Here is a 20,003-nt window from a genome sequence, read left to right as displayed (position 1 = left end):
CGTAAAGGTGAGTGAATGAACGATTTGATGGGAGTAGATGTTAGAACAACAAGTACACAAGCTGAAGCAAACGTTTCGGCTTTCTTTTGTCAAAGCCTTATTTCAATGTCGCATCGCTGCAAGGATAATGGTACAATTGTCTGTATATTTAAAAAAAGAGAGGGAATTACATGAAATCGCATATTCAAAAACATTTAACTTCATATAAAGAGAAATATAAAAATCGCGGTCGGCTGCTAATTAGCTGTCCGGACAAACCGGGTATTGTAGCCGCTGTGTCTACGTTTTTACATGAGCACGGTGCAAATATTGTAGAATCAAGTCAACATTCAACGAACCATGAAGGGGGGATGTTTTTTATCCGTTTCGAATTTGAATGTGAGGATTTATTAGCTAAAGAAGTAAAGCTAGAAGAAAGCTTCAAAAAAATTGCCGATACGTTTTCAATGAACTGGCAGTTTACATATGCTCATAATTTGAAAAAAACAGCTATTTTTGTGTCAAAGGAGCCTCATTGTCTACTAGAGCTGCTGTGGGCATGGGAAAGCGGAGATTTGATGACAGACATCGCTGTCGTTGTGAGCAATCACGAAGATGCGCGCGAAGTGGTTGAATCATTCGGTATACCGTTTAAGCATATACCGGCGACAAAAGACATTCGCCAAGAAGCAGAAGCCAAACAGCTGCAGGTATTAAAAGATTATAATATTGACGTAATTATCTTGGCGCGTTATATGCAAATTTTAACGCCGACTTTTGTGGCTGAAAATCCATATCGTATCATTAATATTCACCATTCATTCTTACCGGCATTCATCGGAGCACGCCCCTATGAACGCGCATATCAACGAGGTGTAAAATTAATTGGTGCTACGTCTCACTATGTAACGGACGACTTGGATGAAGGACCAATTATTGAACAAGATATTGAACGCGTGAACCACCGTGATGATGCGGATGACTTAAAGAAAAAAGGCCGCTTAATTGAACGTACGGTGCTCGCACGTGCTGTAAAATGGCATTTAGAAGACCGCATTTTAGTGCATGAAAACCGCACAATTGTATTTAATTAACAAAGACTAAGCTATTAAAAAAGTAGTTTACCCGAAGGAAGATCCGAACGATGAATCGAAATTCTTGAGAGAGAATGAAATTCGTTCGGATTTTTTTATGGTGATAGTAAACGTAGATTTCATCTATTTAGTTGCTTCTAGCGGTTGATTGGAGGGCAAGGCGAAGACTCCTGCGGGAAAAGCGGAATCGGTGAGACTCCGCAGGAGCGCAAGCGACGAGGAGGCTCATCGGCCGCCAGCTTTGCACGGAGATCAACCGCGGTGTCATAGGCGATTCATACGCGATCATTTAATTGATTTTGTTAGGTCTCATCCTCGTTTTTTTCGGGGAAATCGTGTATCTAAATGATAAAAAACTTTTCTACATGAGCTGAGATTTAGTTGTTTACTTAGCTCGTGAACACTTATACAATAGAAAAGGACTTTTTAATAAAGGAAGTGTCGGAAGTGAAACAATATCTTGAACTTTGCGAGCATGTGTTAGCAAATGGAACAAAAAAAGAAGATCGGACAGGAACAGGTACAATTAGCACATTTGGCTATCAAATGCGTTTTAATTTACAAGAAGGTTTCCCGGTATTAACGACAAAAAAACTTCATTTGAAATCAATTATTCATGAACTGCTTTGGTTTTTACAAGGAGATACAAACGTTAAGTATTTACAAGATAACGGCGTGCGCATTTGGAATGAATGGGCGGATGAAAACGGGGAGCTTGGCCCTGTGTATGGCCATCAGTGGCGTTCATGGCCAACGCCGGACGGAGAAAAAATTGATCAAATTACAAATGTTATCAATCAAATTAAAAACAACCCTGATTCTCGCCGCTTAATGGTAAGCGCCTGGAATGTGTCTGATGTAGACAATATGGCTTTACCGCCGTGTCACTGCTTATTTCAGTTTTATGTAGCGGACGGCAAATTGTCTTGTCAATTGTATCAGCGCTCAGCTGATATTTTCCTAGGCGTACCGTTTAATATTGCTTCATATGCGCTGCTTACAATGATGGTGGCACAAGTGTGTGATTTAGAGCCAGGTGATTTTGTTCATACGTTTGGCGATGCGCATATTTACAGCAATCACATTGAACAAGTAAACCTGCAGTTAACGCGTGAGCCTCATGCTTTGCCAAAAATGAAAATCAATCCAGACGTAAAATCAATTTTTGACTTTAAATTTGAAGACTTTGAGCTAGTAGACTATAATGCGCATCCTCACATCAAAGGAGCTGTGAGCGTATGATTTCCCTCATTGTCGCAATGGATCAAAACAGGCTGATCGGTAAAGAAAATGATTTGCCATGGCGCCTTCCGGAAGATTTAAAGTATTTCAAGCGCATCACAACGAGTCATACCATTATAATGGGAAGAAAAACATTTGAATCAATTGGACGACCGCTCCCTAATCGCGAGAATGTGGTTCTTACGCGTCAAAAAGATTATCAACAAGAAGGAGCAACCGTTATTCATTCAGTTGAGGAATTAGAAGCATTAGATGCTGAAAAAAAAGACGAGCTCTTCGTGATTGGCGGAGCTACTCTGTATGAGCAAACATTAGAAGTTGCAAACCGACTTTATATTACGCATATTGAAGAATCCTTTGAAGGAGATACACATTTTCCTGCGATTGATTTGAGCGAATGGAAAGTTATTTCGAAGCAGCAAGGAATTAAAGATGAAAAAAATCCCTACACGTATTATTTTACCGTATACGAGCGAAGCTGATCTCTTTTGTTTATAAAAAACGCGAGTCTGGTACAAAAGTATGTTAGTCGAAGAAAGATCCGAACGTTGAATCGTTCGGATCTTTTCATTATGAGGGTGAAGGTAGATTTCATGTATGTAGGTGCTTTTAGCAGTTGATTGGAGGCTCACCAGCCGCCCGCGAAAAGCGAAGTCTCGCATGGAAATCAAATGCGGTGTAACAAGCACCCCCTACTAGCTAGCTCCTATACTCCATTTATTCGTCTTTAGATTGATTTCGTTATGTTTCAATCTCTTTTTATATTGATTTTAATTGCTTCATCATTTCGTGAAAAGCCGCTGGGCTCACAAACTGTTCAGTGCTCCAGTTAGCTTCAATCCATTGAATCAGCTCGCTTGGTGTATTAAAAACTTCTCCGCTCGTATCTGCTTTGCGAAGCATGTATCTACCGTTTTCTTCATCTGCAACTATTTCGCACGGAACGGCACTTTCATGACTTTGAAGCGAAAACTCCATTTATTCCACAACCTTTCTTAATTTATACCTGTTATCGCATCAGCTGCATGTAGAAAGTATGGGCAATTTTGTAAGTCTATTTAGCGTTTGCTAAACATATGTAAAGTATGTGGACAGTAAAATAGTTGGAAAAGTTTTTTTAGTTATTATTAATGAAAAATAATGATTTTTCTAAATTTTTTGTGATATAATGTACAAATTAATAATGGTAGAAGAGGAAGGAAGTTGGTTATGAAACAACAAGTAGATAATCGAACAAAACACGTACATTTAGAGGACATCATGATTGCAAATCAATTGATTAAAGATGTTGTTGTGCATACACCACTACAGCGTAATGACGTTTTGTCTGAACGATATGAATGTAATATCTATTTAAAACGTGAGGATTTACAGGTGGTGCGCTCATTTAAAATTCGCGGTGCGTACAATCGAATCAAAAAGTTATCCCCAGAAGAATTAGAAAATGGAATTGCCTGTGCAAGTGCAGGAAACCACGCACAAGGTGTAGCATATGCGTGCCGTCATTTAAATATCGATGGTAAAATCTTTATGCCGAGCACAACGCCGCGCCAAAAAATTAATCAAGTGAAATTTTTAGGCAAAGATAACGTAAAGGTCGTACTAATCGGAGATACGTTTGATGATTCTTATGAACAAGCTATTGCATGCAGTGAAGAGGAACATCGTACATTTATTCACCCATTTAATGATGTAGACGTTATTGCAGGGCAGGGTACAGTAGCCGTTGAAATGTTCAATGACTGTGAAGATGAAATTGACTACGTATTTGCGGGTATCGGCGGGGGCGGATTAATTTCCGGTGTCGGCACATACGTAAAAAGCATCTCGCCTCAAACAGCTGTAATTGGGGTAGAACCAGCAGGCGCGCCTGGCATGCAGACATCTTTAGCAAATGGAAATGTAGTGACGCTACCGGCAATCGATCCATTTGTAGACGGAGCAGCTGTTAAAACAGTCGGAACGCTTCCGTATGACATCAGTAAAGAGCTTGTGGACGATATTGTAGTTGTTCCTGAAGGCAAGGTTTGCACAACCATTTTATCTCTATACAATGAAAATGCGATTGTAGCAGAACCAGCAGGAGCTCTTTCGATTGCTGCTCTTGACTCATACCGTGAGCAAATTAAAGGAAAAACGGTTGTTTGCGTCATCAGCGGAGGAAACAATGACATTGGACGTATGCAAGAAATCAAAGAACGTTCGATGATTTATGAAGGATTACAGCATTATTTTATCGTTAATTTCCCTCAGCGCGCAGGAGCTCTTCGTGAATTTCTAGACGAAGTGCTTGGACCGACAGACGATATTTCGCGCTTTGAGTATACGAAAAAGAATAACAAAGACAGCGGACCAGCACTTGTTGGAATCGAGCTCAAGCATAAAGAAGATTATTATCCACTGATTAATCGTATGGATAAAAAAGGATTCCCTTACACAGAAATTAATAAAGAAAGCAACTTGTTTCACTTATTTATTTAAATAGAAGGTCATTTTAAAAAGGAATGCTTCATCAACTGTCGAATAAGTTGATGAAGCATTTTTATTTTAAAGAATATTTGTGTTTTCTTTTTATTTTAAAGAATATTTGTGTTTTCTTTTTATTTTATCAAGACAGAAAGTGCCTTAAGCATTATAATAAAATAAACGGGTAAAAAGAGGGTTGATCGCCTTGCTATTAAAAAGCCTTGAATTTAAACATGTCAGTGGTCAAAAAGTAAAAATTACTGAAATTCCAGTTTTAGAGGAAAATAGCACGTTTCGGTTCATGTTATCTGCAAAACTTGATTTATTTATTAGACAAATCACGAACGAATCAGTTCCGAAGCAAACCTACTCGTTTCAAGAATATTTAAAACGCGTGTTGAAATGGAAAGATTACGAACAGCTCTTTAAGTCTCATGTATTAAAACATAATGCATAAACGTAAAAGTTGACTTTTCTGAATATTTCAGCAGAGTCAACTTTTTTTTGTTGATATAAAAGGTTGAACATGCGTTTTACGAATTAGCAAAACTTGCATTCTATTATAACTATATTGTTGTAAGTGTTCATGTTATACTAGTCTGCAATGCATCTTATAGGGGTGAACACATGGCGAAAATTAAAGTGGTAACGGATTCAACAATTGATTTAACGTTGGAAGAAGCTGAAAAGTACGGTATTGAGATGATACCTTTATGTATTAACATTGATAATGAAACGTATTTAGATCGCGTGGAATTAACGCCGACAGATTTTATTGAAAAAATGAAAAATTCAAAAGAATTACCAAAAAGCTCTCAGCCAGCTATTGGTTCTTTTGTTGAAGTATATGAACGATTAGTTAGTGAAGGGTATGACGTCATTTCGATTCATATGACTGGGGGAATGAGCGGAACTGTTCGAGCAGCTGAAAGCGCGGCTCAAATGGTAGAAGGAAACATCACCGTTGTTGATTCTATGTACATTACAAAAGCTCTTTCGTTTCAAGTCTTTGAAGCGGTGAAAATGATTGAAGATGGGCATACAGTAGAAGAAATTATCACACGCTTGGAAGAGGTGCGTCAAAATACGAATCTTTTTGTCGTAGTTGATACGCTTGAAAATTTGGTTAAAGGTGGACGTATTGGACGAGGAAAAGGATTGATCGGTTCTCTTTTAAATATTAAGCCGATTGCTTCTCTAGCTGACGGAGTATATACTCCTGTTGCTAAAGTGCGCAGCCATTCTCAAATTGTTAAGTTTTTAACGAAACAGTTCGAAGAGCATACAGAAGGAAAAAGTATTAAAGGAGTAGGGCTTGTACATGCAGATGGATTTGGACTCGCCTCTAAGTTAAAAGAATCAATTGTGAAGGCAAGGGGCTATACGCAATTTTCGATTGAAGATACGACGCCTATTATCTCGACGCATACAGGTATTGGTGCAATTGGTTTTATGTATTTTGCTGAATAAAGTGGGTTGCTTTTTGCAAGTCACTTTTTTGGCTTTCTCTTTTTTGGAAAAAGGGGAAAGAGAAGTGGACGAACGTGTGATATAATAGAATCAACTTTCTACCAGCGAATGCTGTGCTGGTTACTATTCTTTTGAATCCGGAGTATACCGATGAAAAAATATATTCGAAATTTGAGTGTGTTTAACAAAACGGTTTTATTTTCTACTTTAATTGTAGTTGCCCTTGGAGTCATTTCTTTAGCCATTAGCTATCAAGTTCAAAAAAAGATGGCAAAAGAGACACTAACGCAGCACGCGTTAATTATGGCTGATTTATGGAGGGAGTCTTTATCTAAACAAGCCGTAATAGCAGCAGTGGATTCAAGGAACGGGACGATTCCTGAAAAAGACGAGCTAGAAAAGCAGTTTAGAAAGATTTATGAATTGCATCCGTCGTACTTGCAGGGATATATTATGACGACCGAAAAATTCAAGTCGCATGGAAATAAGATTATCGTAACAGCGAATAAGAAAATTAAGCAATCACTAGAGCCGTCCATGATTTATTATGGAGGAGAAGAATTTTACAAATCATTTAAGCAAGCAGAACAAGAAAAGAAGAATATCGTAACATCTACATACAAAGACGAATTCGGGACGTGGATCACCGTTTTATCGCCTATTACAAACAGCTCCGGAAAAGTCGTGGCTATGCTTGGTGTAGATATAGATGCGAGCGCTATCTATATCTACCAAAAACGTTTAATTGTGGCTTTGATCGTTGCGTTTACGATTTTGTTTACCTTCATTATTGTTATTCAAGACTGGGGACTAAGGCGATTAATGTCGCCCCTAGGAGAATTAATAGAAGGAATTCAAGCAGTAAGTCAAGGTAAGTTTGATGTGAAGCTGACACATGAAAATGATTCTGAGTTAGGGAATGTACACACAAGATTTAATGAAATGACCGAGCGGCTTCAGCAGCTTTTTCAACAAGTATCAGCAACAAAAGAACAGCTGAACGTAGAAACGAATTTCAGTCATTCAAAAGATGGAATTGCTAAAGCGATTGATGAATTAGAAGTTATTATGGAAAAAACGAGGATGCAAAAGGAATTGCAGCGAGCAGAGAAAATGAATGCAATTGGTCAATTAGCTGCTTCTGTAGCCCATGAAATTCGAAATCCTATGACGGTGGTAAAAGGGTTTTTACAGCTGTTTCAAGATAACACAAAGCTTTCAAACACTGAATTAAGTTACATTCATCTTATGATTAACGAAATGGACAGAGCGGAAGCGATTATTCATGACTATTTATCTTTAGCCAAGCCGGATGTTCATCAGCATCGTTTTATTAACTGCTTAGAGTGTGTTACAAGCTTAGTAGACTTATTATCTTCTTATGCTTTGTTAACAAACAATATACTCATAGAATTAGACGCAAAAGAAGAGATGTATGTTCGCGGCAGCCGAAACGAATTGAATCAAGTTCTGCTTAATATTATGAAAAATGGAATTGAAGCCATGAGAAATGGAGGAACGCTTCGAGTAGGGCTTTACAAGCGAGAAGGGCATGTACATATTCAAATTGAAGATACTGGTATAGGCATGACCAGTGAACAAGTGAACCGGCTGGGAACAGCGTTTTATTCTTTAAAAGAAAAAGGAACAGGGATTGGTCTGATGGTGTCTTATCAACTGGTCGAACAAATGAATGGAAGAATTGAAGTGGAAAGCATACCAGGAAAAGGTTCAACGTTTACCTTGATTTTCCCTAGCTATGACTAAACTTTAACCGTGCAGGAGGAACATATGAAAAGCTGGTCTTATAAATTGTTTTTTTTACTGCTCATTAGTTGTATGATGTTAACAGCCTGTGGTTCCAAAATAGAAAATCCGCTTAATTGGAAGATGGACTCTTTTTCTTATGTTAACCAAGATCAAAAGAAAGTAGGGCTAAGTCAGCTGAAAGGGAACGTTTGGGTAGCTAACTTTATCTTCACAAGCTGCGAAACCGTATGTCCCCCAATGACGGCTCATATGGCTAAATTACAAAAAATGGCCAAGGATGAAGGGCTGGACGTTCGCTTTGTTTCATTTAGCGTAGACCCTGAAGTGGATACTCCACTGAAAATGAAGGACTATGCGACTAAATTTGGCGCTGATTTTTCGAATTGGGATTTCTTAACGGGTTATAAACAAGCGGAAATTGAAAAGTTTGCGCTGGACCAATTTAAAACGATTGTGAAAAAGCCGCAAGAAAATCCGCAGGTTATTCACGGCACGGATTTTTTTCTAATTGACAAAGATGGAGTCGTTCAAAAATCTTATCAAGGAGTGACTGATCCTCCTTATGAAGATATGTTAAAAGATATCAAAACCCTTCAGTAAGAGCTATAAATCCGTCAAATCTATCCGCCAAACACAGCTATCTTTATAGTGATGTGTTAGCGGATATTTTTATGAAAGAAACATGCTTATCCTTTTTTTTACATATACTATATATAAGAAACGTAGTAAAATATCAACTTGACATAGTATGATAAGATATAAAGATATAGTTATTCAGAGCGGTAAGCAGTATTGCTTGTGACAGCGAGAATACAGCATAGTTAGTAGGTGTTATGATGAGAAAATGGAAAAGTATAGTGATAAGCAGTATGAGTGCGGTGGTGTTAGCGAGCTGTTCGACGACGACTTTTTTGCCAACGGACAATAAAGAAGAAGCCGTTCAGAAAGAAGTGGATTTAACACCTAAAAAGCATATTCCGAAAGGCTTTTTTCCTGTAGATTTAGATATTGTAGCCATTGGCGACTCATTAACAGAAGGAGTAGGAGATGAGTCTAAAAAAGGCGGTTATGTACCATACTTAACTAAATACCTTTCTAAACAAAATGAAGTGCAAAATGTACGAACAGAGAATTTAGGTAAAAGAGGAAACCGGACGGATCAGCTATTAGCGAGGTTAAATCAGCCGGGAGTAGCAGCTGAAGTATCAAGAGCAGACATCGTTTTCTTGACGATTGGCGGCAATGACGTGATGAAAGTGGTAAGAGATTACTTTTACAATATCTCAATTAAGACGTTTGAATCACAGCAGTCAAAATATGAAAAACGTCTAAATGACGTGTTTTCACGTATACGTAAGCTTAATCCTAATGCTCATATTTATTTAATTGGTTTTTATAATCCATTCTTTAAATCGTTAAGTGATGTGAAAGAAATTAATGTTGTTATTAATGAATGGAATGCGGCAAGCGAGAAAATTGCTTCTCAATATGATAATGTAAGTTATGTAAAAATTGATGATATTTTTTATGATTCTGACGTAAATTTATTAGGGAAAGACGAGTTTCACCCTAATAAAAAAGGGTACAAACTAATGGCTGAGCGCATTAGTAAATCAATGGAGGAAGAAGATCCTCTCGTTGGAGACCAGAAAAAGGAAACAGCAGAAGAAGTTACATCTGATGAAAAAGAGAAAAACACGAAAGAGAGTGGGAACGAGTAAGGAGATTGTTATATGAAGAAGTGGAAAACCCTATTTATCGCGTTATTAGGGATTAATGTTCTAGGGGCTATCCTTATTATTGCGTTTATTTTTCAACCGGTTGACAAGGCCAATCCAACTCCCTCTGAAAAAGTAGAAGGAGACGCAGAACTAACTATTTTGGCTAAAAAAGCGGACTTAAATGTACTGATTGATAAATATTTAAAAAAAGAGTTTAAGAATCAGCCGCTTAACTACAAAATTACTCTTACCGATGTAGTAAGAGTAGATGGTACGATTCAAGTATTCGGCGATGATATTAATATTCGAATGACATTTGATCCAATCGTACAAAAAAATGGAGATATTGTGCTTGAACAGCAGTCACTTTCTGTTGGAAAGCTGCAGCTTCCTGTCCGCACAGTGCTTCGATACGTGAATAATAACTTTGCGCTACCAGAATGGGTAACGATTGATCCAAAGAATGAATCAGTATACGTAGCGTTACAGCAGATGAAGTTAGAGAGTGATTTTGCTGTAAAAGTACAAAAGTTTGATTTAAAAAATGATGATATTCGCGTACGTTTAATTTCGCGCAGTGAATAAAAAAACCTTCCAATTTGGAAGGTTTTTTTTTGTTAACGATCTTGGGAAATCAGCGCTTCTAACGCAGGACGGTTCTTAGCAAATCCGACGGCATATACCGTATATGTTCGATTCGGACGAAGGTTCAGTGCCGGGATTTCGAGTAATACATTTTTGGTTCCCGCTATGCGCACACTAAGTTGAACATGCATGGGGGATAAAGGCAAATATTTTGTGACTTCTTTAAACTGCACTCCAGAAAAAATGACGTCTCCGCCTCTAGCTGCAATATCCACAGCAGGAGCATCAGGAGAAAGATGCACAAACCGAAGCTTTGTTTCTCCACTTGGTACATCCGTATTGTCATAGATAAATAATAAATCAAGCTTATTTAGCTCATCTACCGCCGCTACCGTGTAATTTTGGTTTCCTTCAAATGTAAATGATTCCGTTAAAACAGGTCTTCCCGTTTCTCCAGCGGGATAAATAGAAATTGTATATCTTCCAGGTTCTTGTAATTCAATATAATCTGTTTCTTGTTTATAAGTTAAATTGCGAATCACTCGTTTGTTGTTAATATAAATATCTACAGATGGAGAATCTGGAGAAGCGTGAAGTATACGAATTTGCGGTGGATTTACGCGTGAATTCGTATTTTCAGAAGAAGTTAAGATGGCCTGCTGGATATAGTACAAATGCTTTTGATAATAATGAATATGCTTAGATGGATCACTATACTTATAGTAGTTAGCTAGAAAATCGTATTTCATTGCTTTTTTGATATATTGATCAAAGGAATAATTAGCCATATGTTCAGCTCCCTTATTGTCGGAGTATAAAAACATTTCCATACGTAACCAAACATATGCTAAAACTCATAATTTATGCCGATCACTGATCACTCCCGAGACCTCCAAGAAGAAACAATGAGCCAAATGCCCTCTATGTGCATATACTGAATCAAATTATTGACTGAAGGCTTATTGTACGACCGAATTTAGTATAGAAAAAAGGAGTGAGAGCATGCGCGATTTTTATGCTCGGATGCTACGGTTAATTATGTTAAGTTTTTTACTGCTGCTACTTTTGATTCAATTTACAGGGCGCTCTACTTCATTTAATCACATTACCCCCGCGCTAAATAAAGTAACCGAGCGAATTGAGCTGATTGCCTATGATCAATAAATGTATGTTTTCTGCGTTTCGATATGTACTTGTTCTTTATGCTATCTGCTTTACATTTTTATTTGTTAGTACAGTTCCAAGCCTATTTGGTTTCACTGTGACCGTTCAAGAAACGGATTATCACCACCTGCATCGCGGAGATATAGTTGTCTTTAGAGACGAATCATCTTCTTCAAAGAATGAACTTGTACTGGCCCATAATCAAGAGCTAGATGTACTGGTTACAGCTCAAAGAGATTCTTTGTCTGCCTCTTTTAAAGTGATTGGAAGCTACGCATACCATCTCCCGTATATAGGGCTCATTATTGAGTTTATGAAAGATTTTACTACGTTACTGGTGATGGGAAGTATTTTACTTTTGTTGTTTTCGTATACGCTGCAGCCCAAAAGGCGAATATGGCGTAAGAGAAAGTAAAAAATGGGCGAATGCACATACAGGACAATCAACTAACGCATATAAAGTACAGTGTACGAAATGAATAAAAAAAACAAGAGGAGAGATTGCTATGTATAACTACGATTGTTACGATCCATGCCATCACGGAGGCTATCACCACCTATATGATACTTGCCACTATCCAATTAGCTATCCAATTGGCGGTTATCATCATTGCGGAACGGGCCAGTCATTTGCATTGATTGTTGTGCTATTTATTTTATTAATCATCATTGGCTGCACCTGTTTTTGCTGATTAGATCTCATTTGCTCGCATGTGCGAGCTTTTTATAACAGATGGAAAAGGACAAACTTACATATAAATTGTTTAAATAATAAAAAAATTTTGCCAAATCAACATTTACCATATTATACTATAGCTAGTAACTCAATAAGCGAAGGTGAATATATGGAAAAGGAAAAAGTATTTCAACAGCTATTTTCAATGTCATTTACACCAATGCTCGTAATGAATATGGATGGAGATATTCAAATTTTAAATGAAGCGTGCTGCCACCTTTTTAAAACAACGGAGGAACGACTTCTTTCCTGTAATGTATTTGAAGAGCCAAATCGCTTTTTTATTGAAAAGCATGAAGTGGAACCGTTAAGAAAGCAAGAGGAAGAAGTTGTTTTACTTAAGAAAAAAGTAGATCAGCAGTTTCCGATGCACATCCATATTCAGCGCACGGAAGGGGATATTCCGCTCTTAGTTGTTCAGTGGAAAGAGTTTTCCTCAAGTATTGAAAAGCAAGAGGAAGTCATTCGAAAAATGAAGCAATATAAGCAGTTTGTCCAGCAAAGCCAAGATGCATTTATTGTAACAAGAGAAGGCAGAATTCAATATTTGAATCCCGCTGGTGTTAAACTTCTTGGCGGCGAGAAAAAAGAAGAGTATATCGGGCGTCCTTGGCTTCATTTTATTCACCCCGAACATTTAGAAATCGTAAAAGAACGAATGGTTCAGCTGATGAATGGAATGTCCGTGAGGCCGCGTGTTGATGTGAAACTATTGACTAAAAAAGGAGTCGTCATTATTGAATCTTCGGCAACCAAAATTAAGTTTGAAGGACAGGATGCCATTCAGTATATTATTCGCGACGTAACGGATCGAAAAAAATATGATGAAATGGCAAGCAAATCTGAAAAGCTTACAATGGTGAGCAAGTTAGCGGCAGGAGTAGCACATGAAATTCGTAATCCAATGACGGCGATTAAAGGGTTTATTCAGCTGTTAAAAGCATCGAAACAGTACAACGAAGAATACAATGATATTATGCTTGAAGAATTGAATCGCGTCGAATCCATTATTCAAGAATTTTTAACGCTGGCCAAGCCTAAAATTGAAAATTCATACCACCCCAAAAGTCTCAATCAAATCATACGTCATGTGACATTACTATTAGATACACACGCCAATTATAAAAATTGTCGTATTATTAATGAGATTAGTGATGAGATTACAATCTTTTGTGAAGAAAATGCGCTTAAACAAGTTTTTATTAATTTAATTCAAAATGCGCTTGAGTCAATGAGCAAAGGGACAGTTAAAGTCACCGTTGAGAAAAGAAATGAATACGGCATGGTCATTATCGAGGATGAAGGCTGTGGAATTGATGAGCAATCTTTAGCTCGGCTAGGTGAACCGTTTTATTCCACTAAACAAACAGGAACGGGGCTAGGGTTAATGATTAGCTACCGAATAATCGAACAGCATCAAGGGCATATTTCATTTGCGAGTAAAGTAGGAGTAGGAACAAAAGTAGAAATTGCTCTTCCGTACATTAAAGAACCAGTGAACATTTCATAGCGCTTGCTATTCGTTCACTGGTTTTTATTTGTTTGGAATAAAAACGAATGTTTTTTTAATATTTTATTTTAATGTTCGTGTATATTGTTGACTAAAGGGTTTGTTTTTGATATATTATCAAATGGCTAGAAAATAACCGAATTATAATAAAAAAAGAAAATTCGGTCAATAACTTTTATCTTTTACCCAAAGAAAAAAGATGATGGGAGAATGTACAATGAACTCAAATTATGATGTTATTGTGGTAGGGGCAGGACCCGCTGGGATTTTTACTTGCTATGAGTTAACGTTAAAATTACCGGAAGCAACTATTTTATTAATCGATAAAGGACACGATATCTATCGACGTAATTGTCCGATTCTTCAGAAAAAAATTGAAAAATGTCCGCCTGCGGTTGGCAAAAAAGAGTTTGCTGGCTGTTTGCCTGCTTGTTCTATCACAAATGGTTTCGGTGGAGCCGGCGCATATTCAGACGGGAAGTTTAATATCACCAGTGAATTTGGAGGCTGGATGACGGATTATCTGTCTGAATCACAGGTGGTAGATTTAATTAAATATGTGGATGAAATTAATTTAAAACACGGAGCAACCGATACGATTACGGATCCGTTAACTGATAAAGTTCGTGAAATTGAAAAACGCGGATACGCAGCAGGATTAAAGCTATTACGTGCCCAGGTGCGTCATTTAGGAACAGAGCAAAATTTAGAAATTTTAAAAAGCATTTATGAATACTTAAAAGAAAAAATTGATATGCAGTATAAAACGGAAGTAGACGATTTAATAACAGAAAAAGAAGATGGTCAGCATATCGTGCGCGGTATCGAATTGAAGAATGGTGAAAGAATTACGGCTGATAAAGTGGTTGTTTCACCAGGTCGAGACGGCTCGAAGTGGATGAGTGACTTACTAAAAAAACGTCGTTTAAAAATGATTAACAATCAAGTGGACATCGGCGTTCGAGTCGAAACATCCAACGTTGTTATGGAAGAAATCAACAAGCACTTGTACGAAGGGAAATTCATTTACAATACGTCTGTAGGTACAAGAGTCAGAACGTTCTGCAGCAATCCTTCAGGACATGTGGTAGTAGAGAATCATTCAGGTATTATGTTAGCAAATGGACACGCATACAAAGATCCGAAGCTTGGAAGTCAAAATACGAACTTTGCGCTGCTTGTTTCCCATAAATTTTCGGATCCATTTGATCAGCCGAATGAATATGCGCACGAAGTATCAAGGTTAGCTAATATGCTGTCAAACGGGGGTTTAGTTGTTCAAAAGTATGGAGATATTTTAAAGGGCCGTCGTTCAACAGCGACTCGAATTAAAGAAGGCTTTTTAGAACCAACGTTAAAAGAAGCTGTACCTGGTGACTTGGGCTTAGTGCTTCCTTACAATACGATGAAAAGCTTAATTGAAATGACAGAAGCACTGGATCACGTAACGCCTGGATTAGCATCTGAACATACGCTATTTTACGGTGTGGAAGCGAAATTTTACTCCGCCCGTCCGAAGTTAAACGATAAGTTTGAAACTGAAATTTCTGGTTTATACGTGGGAGGAGACGGAGCTGGTATTACGCGAGGGCTCGCGCAGGCAAGTGCGTGCGGTGTGTGGGTAGCGCGTGACATTGTTGAAAAATTAAAGAATCGCAAAGCAAGTTCTGAACCTGTTACTGTATAAAAAAAAAGAGGCCGTCACGGCCTCTTTTTTTTTATGTGTTAAATAACGAGAGCGAATAAGTAAAAAGTAAAGAACTTGTACCGCTCCAACTCCGATAGTTTTATATGATAATTACCCGCTCCTTTTTTAAAAGATATTACGGAATCCATACTTCTATCGTGAGCAGAATTAAATAGAATAAGGCGAATTGATAATGTCCATTTCTTTCCATCAATAAATTCAGTGAAATTTTAAGAGGGTTATATCAAGCAGTACAATAAGGATAAAATCAACAGCTGGAAAGAGTTATTTTTTGATGAGTAAAATATTTATGAAAGCAGTAAAGTACGCGGGTATTAGAATAATTATTCATATTTATGAATGGTGGTTTATGAAACCACGATATTCTCATGGTTTTTTATATAGCTGAAAAATATTAATCTGAAAATTTTTAATATATTGTATATTTCGAGTGTTACCGTTCTCAATGCATGGTAAAATAAGTATGGTAGTTAGAATCATTCTAATATAATTTATTTACGGGAGGTAAATCTATGAAGCTATCGACAAAGATCATTATCGCGCTAATTGCTGGTGCTGTTGTAGGAGTGTTGATTAATGCTTTTGCTCCAAGTGCTTTTGCTCCGCTGGACAAGTACTTGTTTACACCGCTTGGCCAAATCTTCTTAAGCTTAATTAAAATGCTTGTTGTACCAATTGTGTTTTTCTCTATCACGTTAGGCGTAGCAGGTTTAGGAGATCCTAAAAAACTAGGAAGAATCGGGGCTAAAACAGTTTCCTACTTCCTAGTTACAACAACCATTGCTATTATTATTGGTTTAATTTTAGCGTATGCAATTAAACCGGGTACGTTTGGATCTTTTGATACAAAAAACGCTTCTTTTGAAGCCGAAAAAGCACCGCCGGTTGGAGAGACATTCTTAAATATGATTCCAGTCAACCCAATTCAAGCGATGGCTGAAGGGAATATGCTTCAACTTATCGTTTTCTCTATCTTTATCGGTTTTGGTATTACGATGCTTGGAAGTAAAACAAAAGGGCTTTACAATTTACTCGAGCAAGGCAATGAATTGATGATGTATCTTGTAAATCTAGTGATGAAGTTTGCTCCTTACGGAACATTTGGGCTTCTTGCAACCGCGGTTGGAAGTCAAGGCTGGGAGGCAATTAAAGCGATGGGGCTGTACATGATTGTAGTCGTGCTCGCGCTGTTTATCCATTCGATCGTAACATATGGGGGATCAGTCGCGCTTATGGCCAGACGTAACCCTATTGAATTTTTTAAAGGTTTTGCTCCTGCGATGACAGTTGGATTCAGTACATCAAGCAGTAATGCAACGCTTCCGATTTCAATGAATGTGGCTCAAAAAAATCTTCGTGTCCCGGAGTCCATCAGCAGTTTTGTTCAGCCGTTAGGTGCTACCATTAACATGGATGGAACGGCAATTATGCAAGGTGTAGCGACTATTTTTATTGCACAAGTATACGGCGTTGACCTGTCGCTAGGTGCTCTTGTGACGGTTGTATTGACAGCGGTGCTTGCTAGTATTGGTACAGCAGGTGTGCCGGGAGTTGGTCTCATTATGCTAGCAATGGTACTGAGTTCGGTTGGACTGCCTGTAGCAGGTATCGGATTAATTATTGGAATTGATCGCTTGCTTGATATGCTTCGTACATCTGTAAATATTACGGGAGACGCTGCGTGTGCCGTTATTGTGGCTGAGTCAGAAGCAAAGCGTATCGATAAATCTGTAACGCAATCAGCTTAATAAGCGCAAAAGCTCTAGCTATATGCTAGGGCTTTTTTTATTGGCAAGAAACTCTTCGTTTCAGCATACAGTTTAATAAGAGTGTATGTTTGAAAGGAGAGTGCGGAAATGAATAAAACTCATGTAATAAAGCCGCTGCTCGACGATGACTACCCAGTTATTTCATATGGAAAAGGAATTTATTTGTACGACCAAGATGGAAAAAGGTACATAGATGCTTCGTCGGGGGCAGTTACAGCAAGTATCGGACACGGCGTAAAAGAAATTATTGATGCGATGACCGATCAGGCACAGAAAGTTGCGTTTGTATATCGGTCGCAGTTTACAAGTGACTCAACAGAAGCCTTAGCTAAGAAACTATGTGAATTAAGCAGCAATCATTTCCAGTGGAGTTTTTTTGTTAACAGCGGGACAGAAGCGACTGAAACGGCTATGAAAACGGCAATTCAGCATTTTCAAGAGCAAGGAAAGCCAACCAAAACAAAGGTTTTGTCACGCTGGATGAGCTATCACGGTATTACAATAGGAGCTCTGTCTATGTCAGGGCACGTTGGAAGACGAAAACGCTTCTCATCTTTGCTTGAAGATTATCCTTCGGTTTCACCTCCTTATTGCTATCGATGTCCGTTTCATCAAACCTATCCATCCTGTAATCTTGCTTGTGCACACGAATTGGAAACAGTTATCAAACGAACTGGCCCTGAACATATTGCTGGTTTTATTACAGAGCCCATTGTAGGAGCAGCCGGAGCAGCGCTTACACCTCCTCCCGGTTATTATGAAGTGATAAGAGAAATTTGTGATAAATATGATGTGTTATGGATTGCGGATGAAGTCATGACTGGGGTTGGGCGTACAGGCGTGATGTTTGCGTATGAGCACTGGGGAGTTAAACCAGACATCATGACGCTTGGAAAAGGAGTGGGAGCAGGATATACACCAATAGCCGTTACGTTGGCTAGCAGCAAAACGATTGAACCTATTATGAACGGATCCAAATTAATTATGAGCGGACATACGCTAAGCGCTAATCCGCTGTCATCGGCTGTAGGGCTAGCTGTTTTAACCTATATTGAAAAGCATGATCTCGTTCAAGAAGCAGCGCTGAAAGGAGACTACTTAGTAGAAAAATTGAAGAAGCTTCAGCTTCTTTATCCTATCATTGGTGATATACGCGGCAAAGGCTTACTAATTGGTCTTGAGCTTGTGCAAAATCCAAAAACGAAGGAGCCTTTTTCATCCTCGGAAAATATGACGGCACGCCTAATAAGTAAAGCCCAAAAAAATGGTCTTCTTCTTTACCCTTCACAAGCAGGAACAGACGGAGTCGAAGGAGACGGCATTATTATTGCCCCACCATTTACAATTACTCATCGTCAGCTTGATGAAACGGTCGATCTGCTTTCAAAAACATTGCATGAAGTACAAAATGAAAAACAGAGAAATGAGGTGAAATAAGTGACAAAGGTCGAAAACTCATTTCAAAAGATTACAACTGTGGAACAAGCGATTGGATATGTCGATTATGCTGCTACGCTAATGATAGGAGGGTTTGGAGGAGTAGGCAGCCCGCCTTCTCTCATTGACGGTCTGATTGAAAGCGGAAAATCAAATTTTACATTGATATGTAATGATTCAGGCTTTCCTCATATTGGCGCCGGAAAATTGGTAAACCAAGGAAAAATTCAAAAGCTGATCGCTTCTCATATTGGGTCGAACCCAGTGGCTGGGACGCTCATGACAGAAGAAAAGCTAAAAGTTGAGTTTTCTCCTCAAGGAACGCTTGCTGAACGTATTCGAGCGGGAGGAGTTGGACTTGGAGGAATACTGGTTGATGTAGGAATAGAAAATGACATTATTCAATTTGGAAAAGAAAAAGTAGAAGTAGACGGCAAGACATTTTTAGTGGAAAAGCCGCTCACAGCCGACGTTGCTTTTGTGTATGCAAAAAAAGCCGATCCATTCGGCAACTTGCTTTATGATAAAAGCGCTCGAAACACTAATCCGTTAATGGCAATGGCAGGTCGTATAACTATCGCTGAAGTGGATGAAATTGTTCCTCTTGGCGACATTGACCCAGAGAACGTGATGACGTCAGGTGTATTTGTGGATTATATTGTTCCTTCAAAAGGAGTGAATTGGAAATGGGTTTGGGAATAGATATGCGTCATCGTATTGCAAAACGTGCTGCGGCTGAAATCAAAAACGGCATGATTGTTAATTTAGGGATTGGCATTCCTTCTCTTATTCCTAATTATGTACCAAGTACTGTTCATGTGATGTTTCATGCTGAAAACGGAATTTTAGGGTTAGGATCTTCGCCTCCTTTAGGTGAAGAAGATGAGAATGTCTGCAATGCAGCAGGCTATCCAACAACTACCGTTCAAGGGGCTTCATACTGTGACAGTGCTACAGCCTTCGCGATGATTCGAAAAGGGTACGTCGATATGACCATTCTTGGTGCGTTAGAAGTGAGTGAAAAAGGGGATTTAGCTAATTGGATTGTGCCAGGTAAGCGAGTTCCTGGGATGGGAGGAGCGATGGAATTAGCTCAAAAAGCGAAAAAAGTCATTGTGCTAATGAATCATACGAGCAAGACAGGAGAACCGAAGCTGGTTAAGACGTGCTCTTTACCTCTGACTGCTTCGGGCTGCGTGGGATTAGTTATTACAGATCGGGCGGTTTTTAAAGTGGAAAAAGATGCGCTTCTACTAACAGAGTTAATGTCTCCTTATACCGTAGAGGATATTTTGAGTTCAACAGAAGCGACAGTTCGCCTGAGTGATCAATTGATTACGATACCATAAGGA

At 38.5% G+C, this 20,003-nt stretch carries 23 protein-coding genes; 21 read left to right on the top strand and 2 right to left on the bottom strand.

The annotated features are described in order from the left end of the window. The first annotated feature begins 15 nt into the window (after nt 1–15). From MKY06_RS20735 to MKY06_RS20715, 5 genes are all read left to right on the top strand, one after another. On the top strand, nt 16–174 hold the full coding sequence (locus MKY06_RS20735; RefSeq protein WP_013058748.1) for a hypothetical protein: 159 nt from the start codon (nt 16–18) through the stop codon (nt 172–174). Beyond that, complete coding sequence (gene purU, locus MKY06_RS20730) at nt 171–1,073, top strand: formyltetrahydrofolate deformylase (RefSeq protein ID WP_025750221.1); 903 nt, start codon at nt 171–173, stop codon at nt 1,071–1,073. Before MKY06_RS20735 ends, purU begins: the two co-directional genes overlap by 4 nt. Before the next feature lie 144 nt (nt 1,074–1,217). Beyond that, nucleotides 1,218–1,343 carry a hypothetical protein gene (locus tag MKY06_RS20725; RefSeq protein WP_257146053.1) on the top strand — a complete coding sequence of 42 codons (126 nt, stop codon included), beginning with the start codon at nt 1,218–1,220 and terminating at the stop codon, nt 1,341–1,343. A gap of 177 nt (nt 1,344–1,520) precedes the next feature. Continuing rightward, nucleotides 1,521–2,315, top strand: coding sequence for a thymidylate synthase (locus MKY06_RS20720; RefSeq protein WP_013058746.1), 795 nt, complete (start codon nt 1,521–1,523; stop codon nt 2,313–2,315). Next, nucleotides 2,312–2,797: a dihydrofolate reductase gene (locus tag MKY06_RS20715; protein WP_289917952.1), complete on the top strand. Its 486-nt coding sequence runs from the start codon at nt 2,312–2,314 to the stop codon at nt 2,795–2,797. The genes MKY06_RS20720 and MKY06_RS20715 overlap by 4 nt, the downstream gene beginning before the upstream one ends. A gap of 277 nt (nt 2,798–3,074) precedes the next feature. On the opposite strand, the gene MKY06_RS20710 is transcribed toward MKY06_RS20715, so the two are convergent. After that, nucleotides 3,075–3,293 carry a hypothetical protein gene (locus tag MKY06_RS20710; RefSeq protein WP_029323955.1) on the bottom strand — a complete coding sequence of 73 codons (219 nt, stop codon included), beginning with the start codon at nt 3,291–3,293 and terminating at the stop codon, nt 3,075–3,077. A 231-nt stretch (nt 3,294–3,524) separates the two neighbouring features. Between MKY06_RS20710 and ilvA the strand changes: the two genes are divergently transcribed. From ilvA to MKY06_RS20675, 7 genes are all read left to right on the top strand, one after another. After that, nucleotides 3,525–4,796 (top strand): threonine ammonia-lyase IlvA, encoded by a 1,272-nt coding sequence (gene ilvA, locus MKY06_RS20705; protein ID WP_013084697.1) that lies wholly within the window; start codon nt 3,525–3,527, stop codon nt 4,794–4,796. 190 nt (nt 4,797–4,986) lie between these two features. Next, nucleotides 4,987–5,238, top strand: a complete 252-nt coding sequence (locus tag MKY06_RS20700; RefSeq protein ID WP_013058743.1) for a YpmP family protein — start codon at nt 4,987–4,989, stop codon at nt 5,236–5,238. Nucleotides 5,239–5,408: 170 nt separating this feature from the next. Then, entirely contained in the window at nt 5,409–6,251 is an 843-nt protein-coding gene (locus MKY06_RS20695) for a DegV family protein (RefSeq protein ID WP_013058742.1), read from the top strand. A 150-nt stretch (nt 6,252–6,401) separates the two neighbouring features. Continuing rightward, nucleotides 6,402–8,018: an ATP-binding protein gene (locus tag MKY06_RS20690; protein ID WP_029323953.1), complete on the top strand. Its 1,617-nt coding sequence runs from the start codon at nt 6,402–6,404 to the stop codon at nt 8,016–8,018. Nucleotides 8,019–8,042: 24 nt separating this feature from the next. Then, on the top strand, nt 8,043–8,621 hold the full coding sequence (locus MKY06_RS20685; protein WP_029323951.1) for an SCO family protein: 579 nt from the start codon (nt 8,043–8,045) through the stop codon (nt 8,619–8,621). Nucleotides 8,622–8,857: 236 nt separating this feature from the next. Next, the gene (locus MKY06_RS20680; RefSeq protein ID WP_014458541.1) at nt 8,858–9,742 is read left to right on the top strand and encodes an SGNH/GDSL hydrolase family protein; all 885 of its coding nucleotides are present in this window, start codon (nt 8,858–8,860) and stop codon (nt 9,740–9,742) included. Nucleotides 9,743–9,754: 12 nt separating this feature from the next. Then, entirely contained in the window at nt 9,755–10,327 is a 573-nt protein-coding gene (locus MKY06_RS20675) for a YpmS family protein (protein WP_013058738.1), read from the top strand. A gap of 32 nt (nt 10,328–10,359) precedes the next feature. On the opposite strand, the gene MKY06_RS20670 is transcribed toward MKY06_RS20675, so the two are convergent. Further along, nucleotides 10,360–11,115, bottom strand: a complete 756-nt coding sequence (locus MKY06_RS20670) for a DUF4397 domain-containing protein (protein WP_289917919.1) — start codon at nt 11,113–11,115, stop codon at nt 10,360–10,362. A 214-nt stretch (nt 11,116–11,329) separates the two neighbouring features. Here MKY06_RS20670 and MKY06_RS20665 point away from each other — a divergent pair, with 214 nt between their 5' ends. The 9 genes from MKY06_RS20665 (at nt 11,330) to MKY06_RS20625 (ending at nt 20,000) form a co-directional block, all read left to right on the top strand. Beyond that, nucleotides 11,330–11,491 (top strand): hypothetical protein, encoded by a 162-nt coding sequence (locus MKY06_RS20665; protein WP_172738507.1) that lies wholly within the window; start codon nt 11,330–11,332, stop codon nt 11,489–11,491. Then, entirely contained in the window at nt 11,481–11,906 is a 426-nt protein-coding gene (locus tag MKY06_RS20660) for a hypothetical protein (protein WP_223268973.1), read from the top strand. Before MKY06_RS20665 ends, MKY06_RS20660 begins: the two co-directional genes overlap by 11 nt. A 91-nt stretch (nt 11,907–11,997) precedes the next feature. After that, on the top strand, nt 11,998–12,183 hold the full coding sequence (locus MKY06_RS20655) for a YjcZ family sporulation protein (RefSeq protein ID WP_075419415.1): 186 nt from the start codon (nt 11,998–12,000) through the stop codon (nt 12,181–12,183). Between the two features lie 153 nt (nt 12,184–12,336). Then, nucleotides 12,337–13,737, top strand: coding sequence for an ATP-binding protein (locus MKY06_RS20650; protein WP_013058734.1), 1,401 nt, complete (start codon nt 12,337–12,339; stop codon nt 13,735–13,737). Nucleotides 13,738–13,954: 217 nt separating this feature from the next. Further along, the gene (locus tag MKY06_RS20645; protein ID WP_029323946.1) at nt 13,955–15,424 is read left to right on the top strand and encodes an NAD(P)/FAD-dependent oxidoreductase; all 1,470 of its coding nucleotides are present in this window, start codon (nt 13,955–13,957) and stop codon (nt 15,422–15,424) included. 533 nt (nt 15,425–15,957) lie between these two features. Then, nucleotides 15,958–17,193 carry a dicarboxylate/amino acid:cation symporter gene (locus tag MKY06_RS20640; RefSeq protein WP_013058732.1) on the top strand — a complete coding sequence of 412 codons (1,236 nt, stop codon included), beginning with the start codon at nt 15,958–15,960 and terminating at the stop codon, nt 17,191–17,193. Between the two features lie 108 nt (nt 17,194–17,301). Next, on the top strand, nt 17,302–18,651 hold the full coding sequence (locus MKY06_RS20635; RefSeq protein WP_029323944.1) for an aspartate aminotransferase family protein: 1,350 nt from the start codon (nt 17,302–17,304) through the stop codon (nt 18,649–18,651). Further along, nucleotides 18,652–19,353, top strand: a complete 702-nt coding sequence (locus tag MKY06_RS20630; RefSeq protein WP_340961232.1) for a CoA transferase subunit A — start codon at nt 18,652–18,654, stop codon at nt 19,351–19,353. It begins immediately after the preceding gene. Next, nucleotides 19,338–20,000 (top strand): 3-oxoacid CoA-transferase subunit B, encoded by a 663-nt coding sequence (locus MKY06_RS20625; RefSeq protein WP_013058729.1) that lies wholly within the window; start codon nt 19,338–19,340, stop codon nt 19,998–20,000. The genes MKY06_RS20630 and MKY06_RS20625 overlap by 16 nt, the downstream gene beginning before the upstream one ends. Nucleotides 20,001–20,003 lie beyond the last annotated feature (3 nt).

The sequence above is a fragment of the Priestia sp. FSL P4-0332 genome, assembly GCF_038005845.1.
Classification (GTDB): domain Bacteria; phylum Bacillota; class Bacilli; order Bacillales; family Bacillaceae_H; genus Priestia.
Note: the sequence above shows the minus strand (reverse complement) of the source record. Positions and strands in the feature narration are given on the sequence as shown.

Excerpts from the sequence above, each read along its gene's own strand:
- MKY06_RS20735 (WP_013058748.1), top strand. The coding sequence starts at position 16 with ATGAACGATTTGATGGGAGTAGATGTTAGAACAACAAGTACACAAGCT.
- purU (WP_025750221.1), top strand. The coding sequence starts at position 171 with ATGAAATCGCATATTCAAAAACATTTAACTTCATATAAAGAGAAATAT.
- MKY06_RS20715 (WP_289917952.1), top strand. The coding sequence starts at position 2,312 with ATGATTTCCCTCATTGTCGCAATGGATCAAAACAGGCTGATCGGTAAA.
- MKY06_RS20710 (WP_029323955.1), bottom strand. The coding sequence starts at position 3,293 with ATGGAGTTTTCGCTTCAAAGTCATGAAAGTGCCGTTCCGTGCGAAATA.
- ilvA (WP_013084697.1), top strand. The coding sequence starts at position 3,525 with ATGAAACAACAAGTAGATAATCGAACAAAACACGTACATTTAGAGGAC.
- MKY06_RS20695 (WP_013058742.1), top strand. The coding sequence starts at position 5,409 with ATGGCGAAAATTAAAGTGGTAACGGATTCAACAATTGATTTAACGTTG.
- MKY06_RS20690 (WP_029323953.1), top strand. The coding sequence starts at position 6,402 with ATGAAAAAATATATTCGAAATTTGAGTGTGTTTAACAAAACGGTTTTA.
- MKY06_RS20685 (WP_029323951.1), top strand. The coding sequence starts at position 8,043 with ATGAAAAGCTGGTCTTATAAATTGTTTTTTTTACTGCTCATTAGTTGT.
- MKY06_RS20680 (WP_014458541.1), top strand. The coding sequence starts at position 8,858 with ATGAGAAAATGGAAAAGTATAGTGATAAGCAGTATGAGTGCGGTGGTG.
- MKY06_RS20675 (WP_013058738.1), top strand. The coding sequence starts at position 9,755 with ATGAAGAAGTGGAAAACCCTATTTATCGCGTTATTAGGGATTAATGTT.
- MKY06_RS20670 (WP_289917919.1), bottom strand. The coding sequence starts at position 11,115 with ATGGCTAATTATTCCTTTGATCAATATATCAAAAAAGCAATGAAATAC.
- MKY06_RS20665 (WP_172738507.1), top strand. The coding sequence starts at position 11,330 with ATGCGCGATTTTTATGCTCGGATGCTACGGTTAATTATGTTAAGTTTT.
- MKY06_RS20660 (WP_223268973.1), top strand. The coding sequence starts at position 11,481 with ATGATCAATAAATGTATGTTTTCTGCGTTTCGATATGTACTTGTTCTT.
- MKY06_RS20655 (WP_075419415.1), top strand. The coding sequence starts at position 11,998 with ATGTATAACTACGATTGTTACGATCCATGCCATCACGGAGGCTATCAC.
- MKY06_RS20650 (WP_013058734.1), top strand. The coding sequence starts at position 12,337 with ATGGAAAAGGAAAAAGTATTTCAACAGCTATTTTCAATGTCATTTACA.
- MKY06_RS20645 (WP_029323946.1), top strand. The coding sequence starts at position 13,955 with ATGAACTCAAATTATGATGTTATTGTGGTAGGGGCAGGACCCGCTGGG.
- MKY06_RS20640 (WP_013058732.1), top strand. The coding sequence starts at position 15,958 with ATGAAGCTATCGACAAAGATCATTATCGCGCTAATTGCTGGTGCTGTT.
- MKY06_RS20635 (WP_029323944.1), top strand. The coding sequence starts at position 17,302 with ATGAATAAAACTCATGTAATAAAGCCGCTGCTCGACGATGACTACCCA.
- MKY06_RS20625 (WP_013058729.1), top strand. The coding sequence starts at position 19,338 with ATGGGTTTGGGAATAGATATGCGTCATCGTATTGCAAAACGTGCTGCG.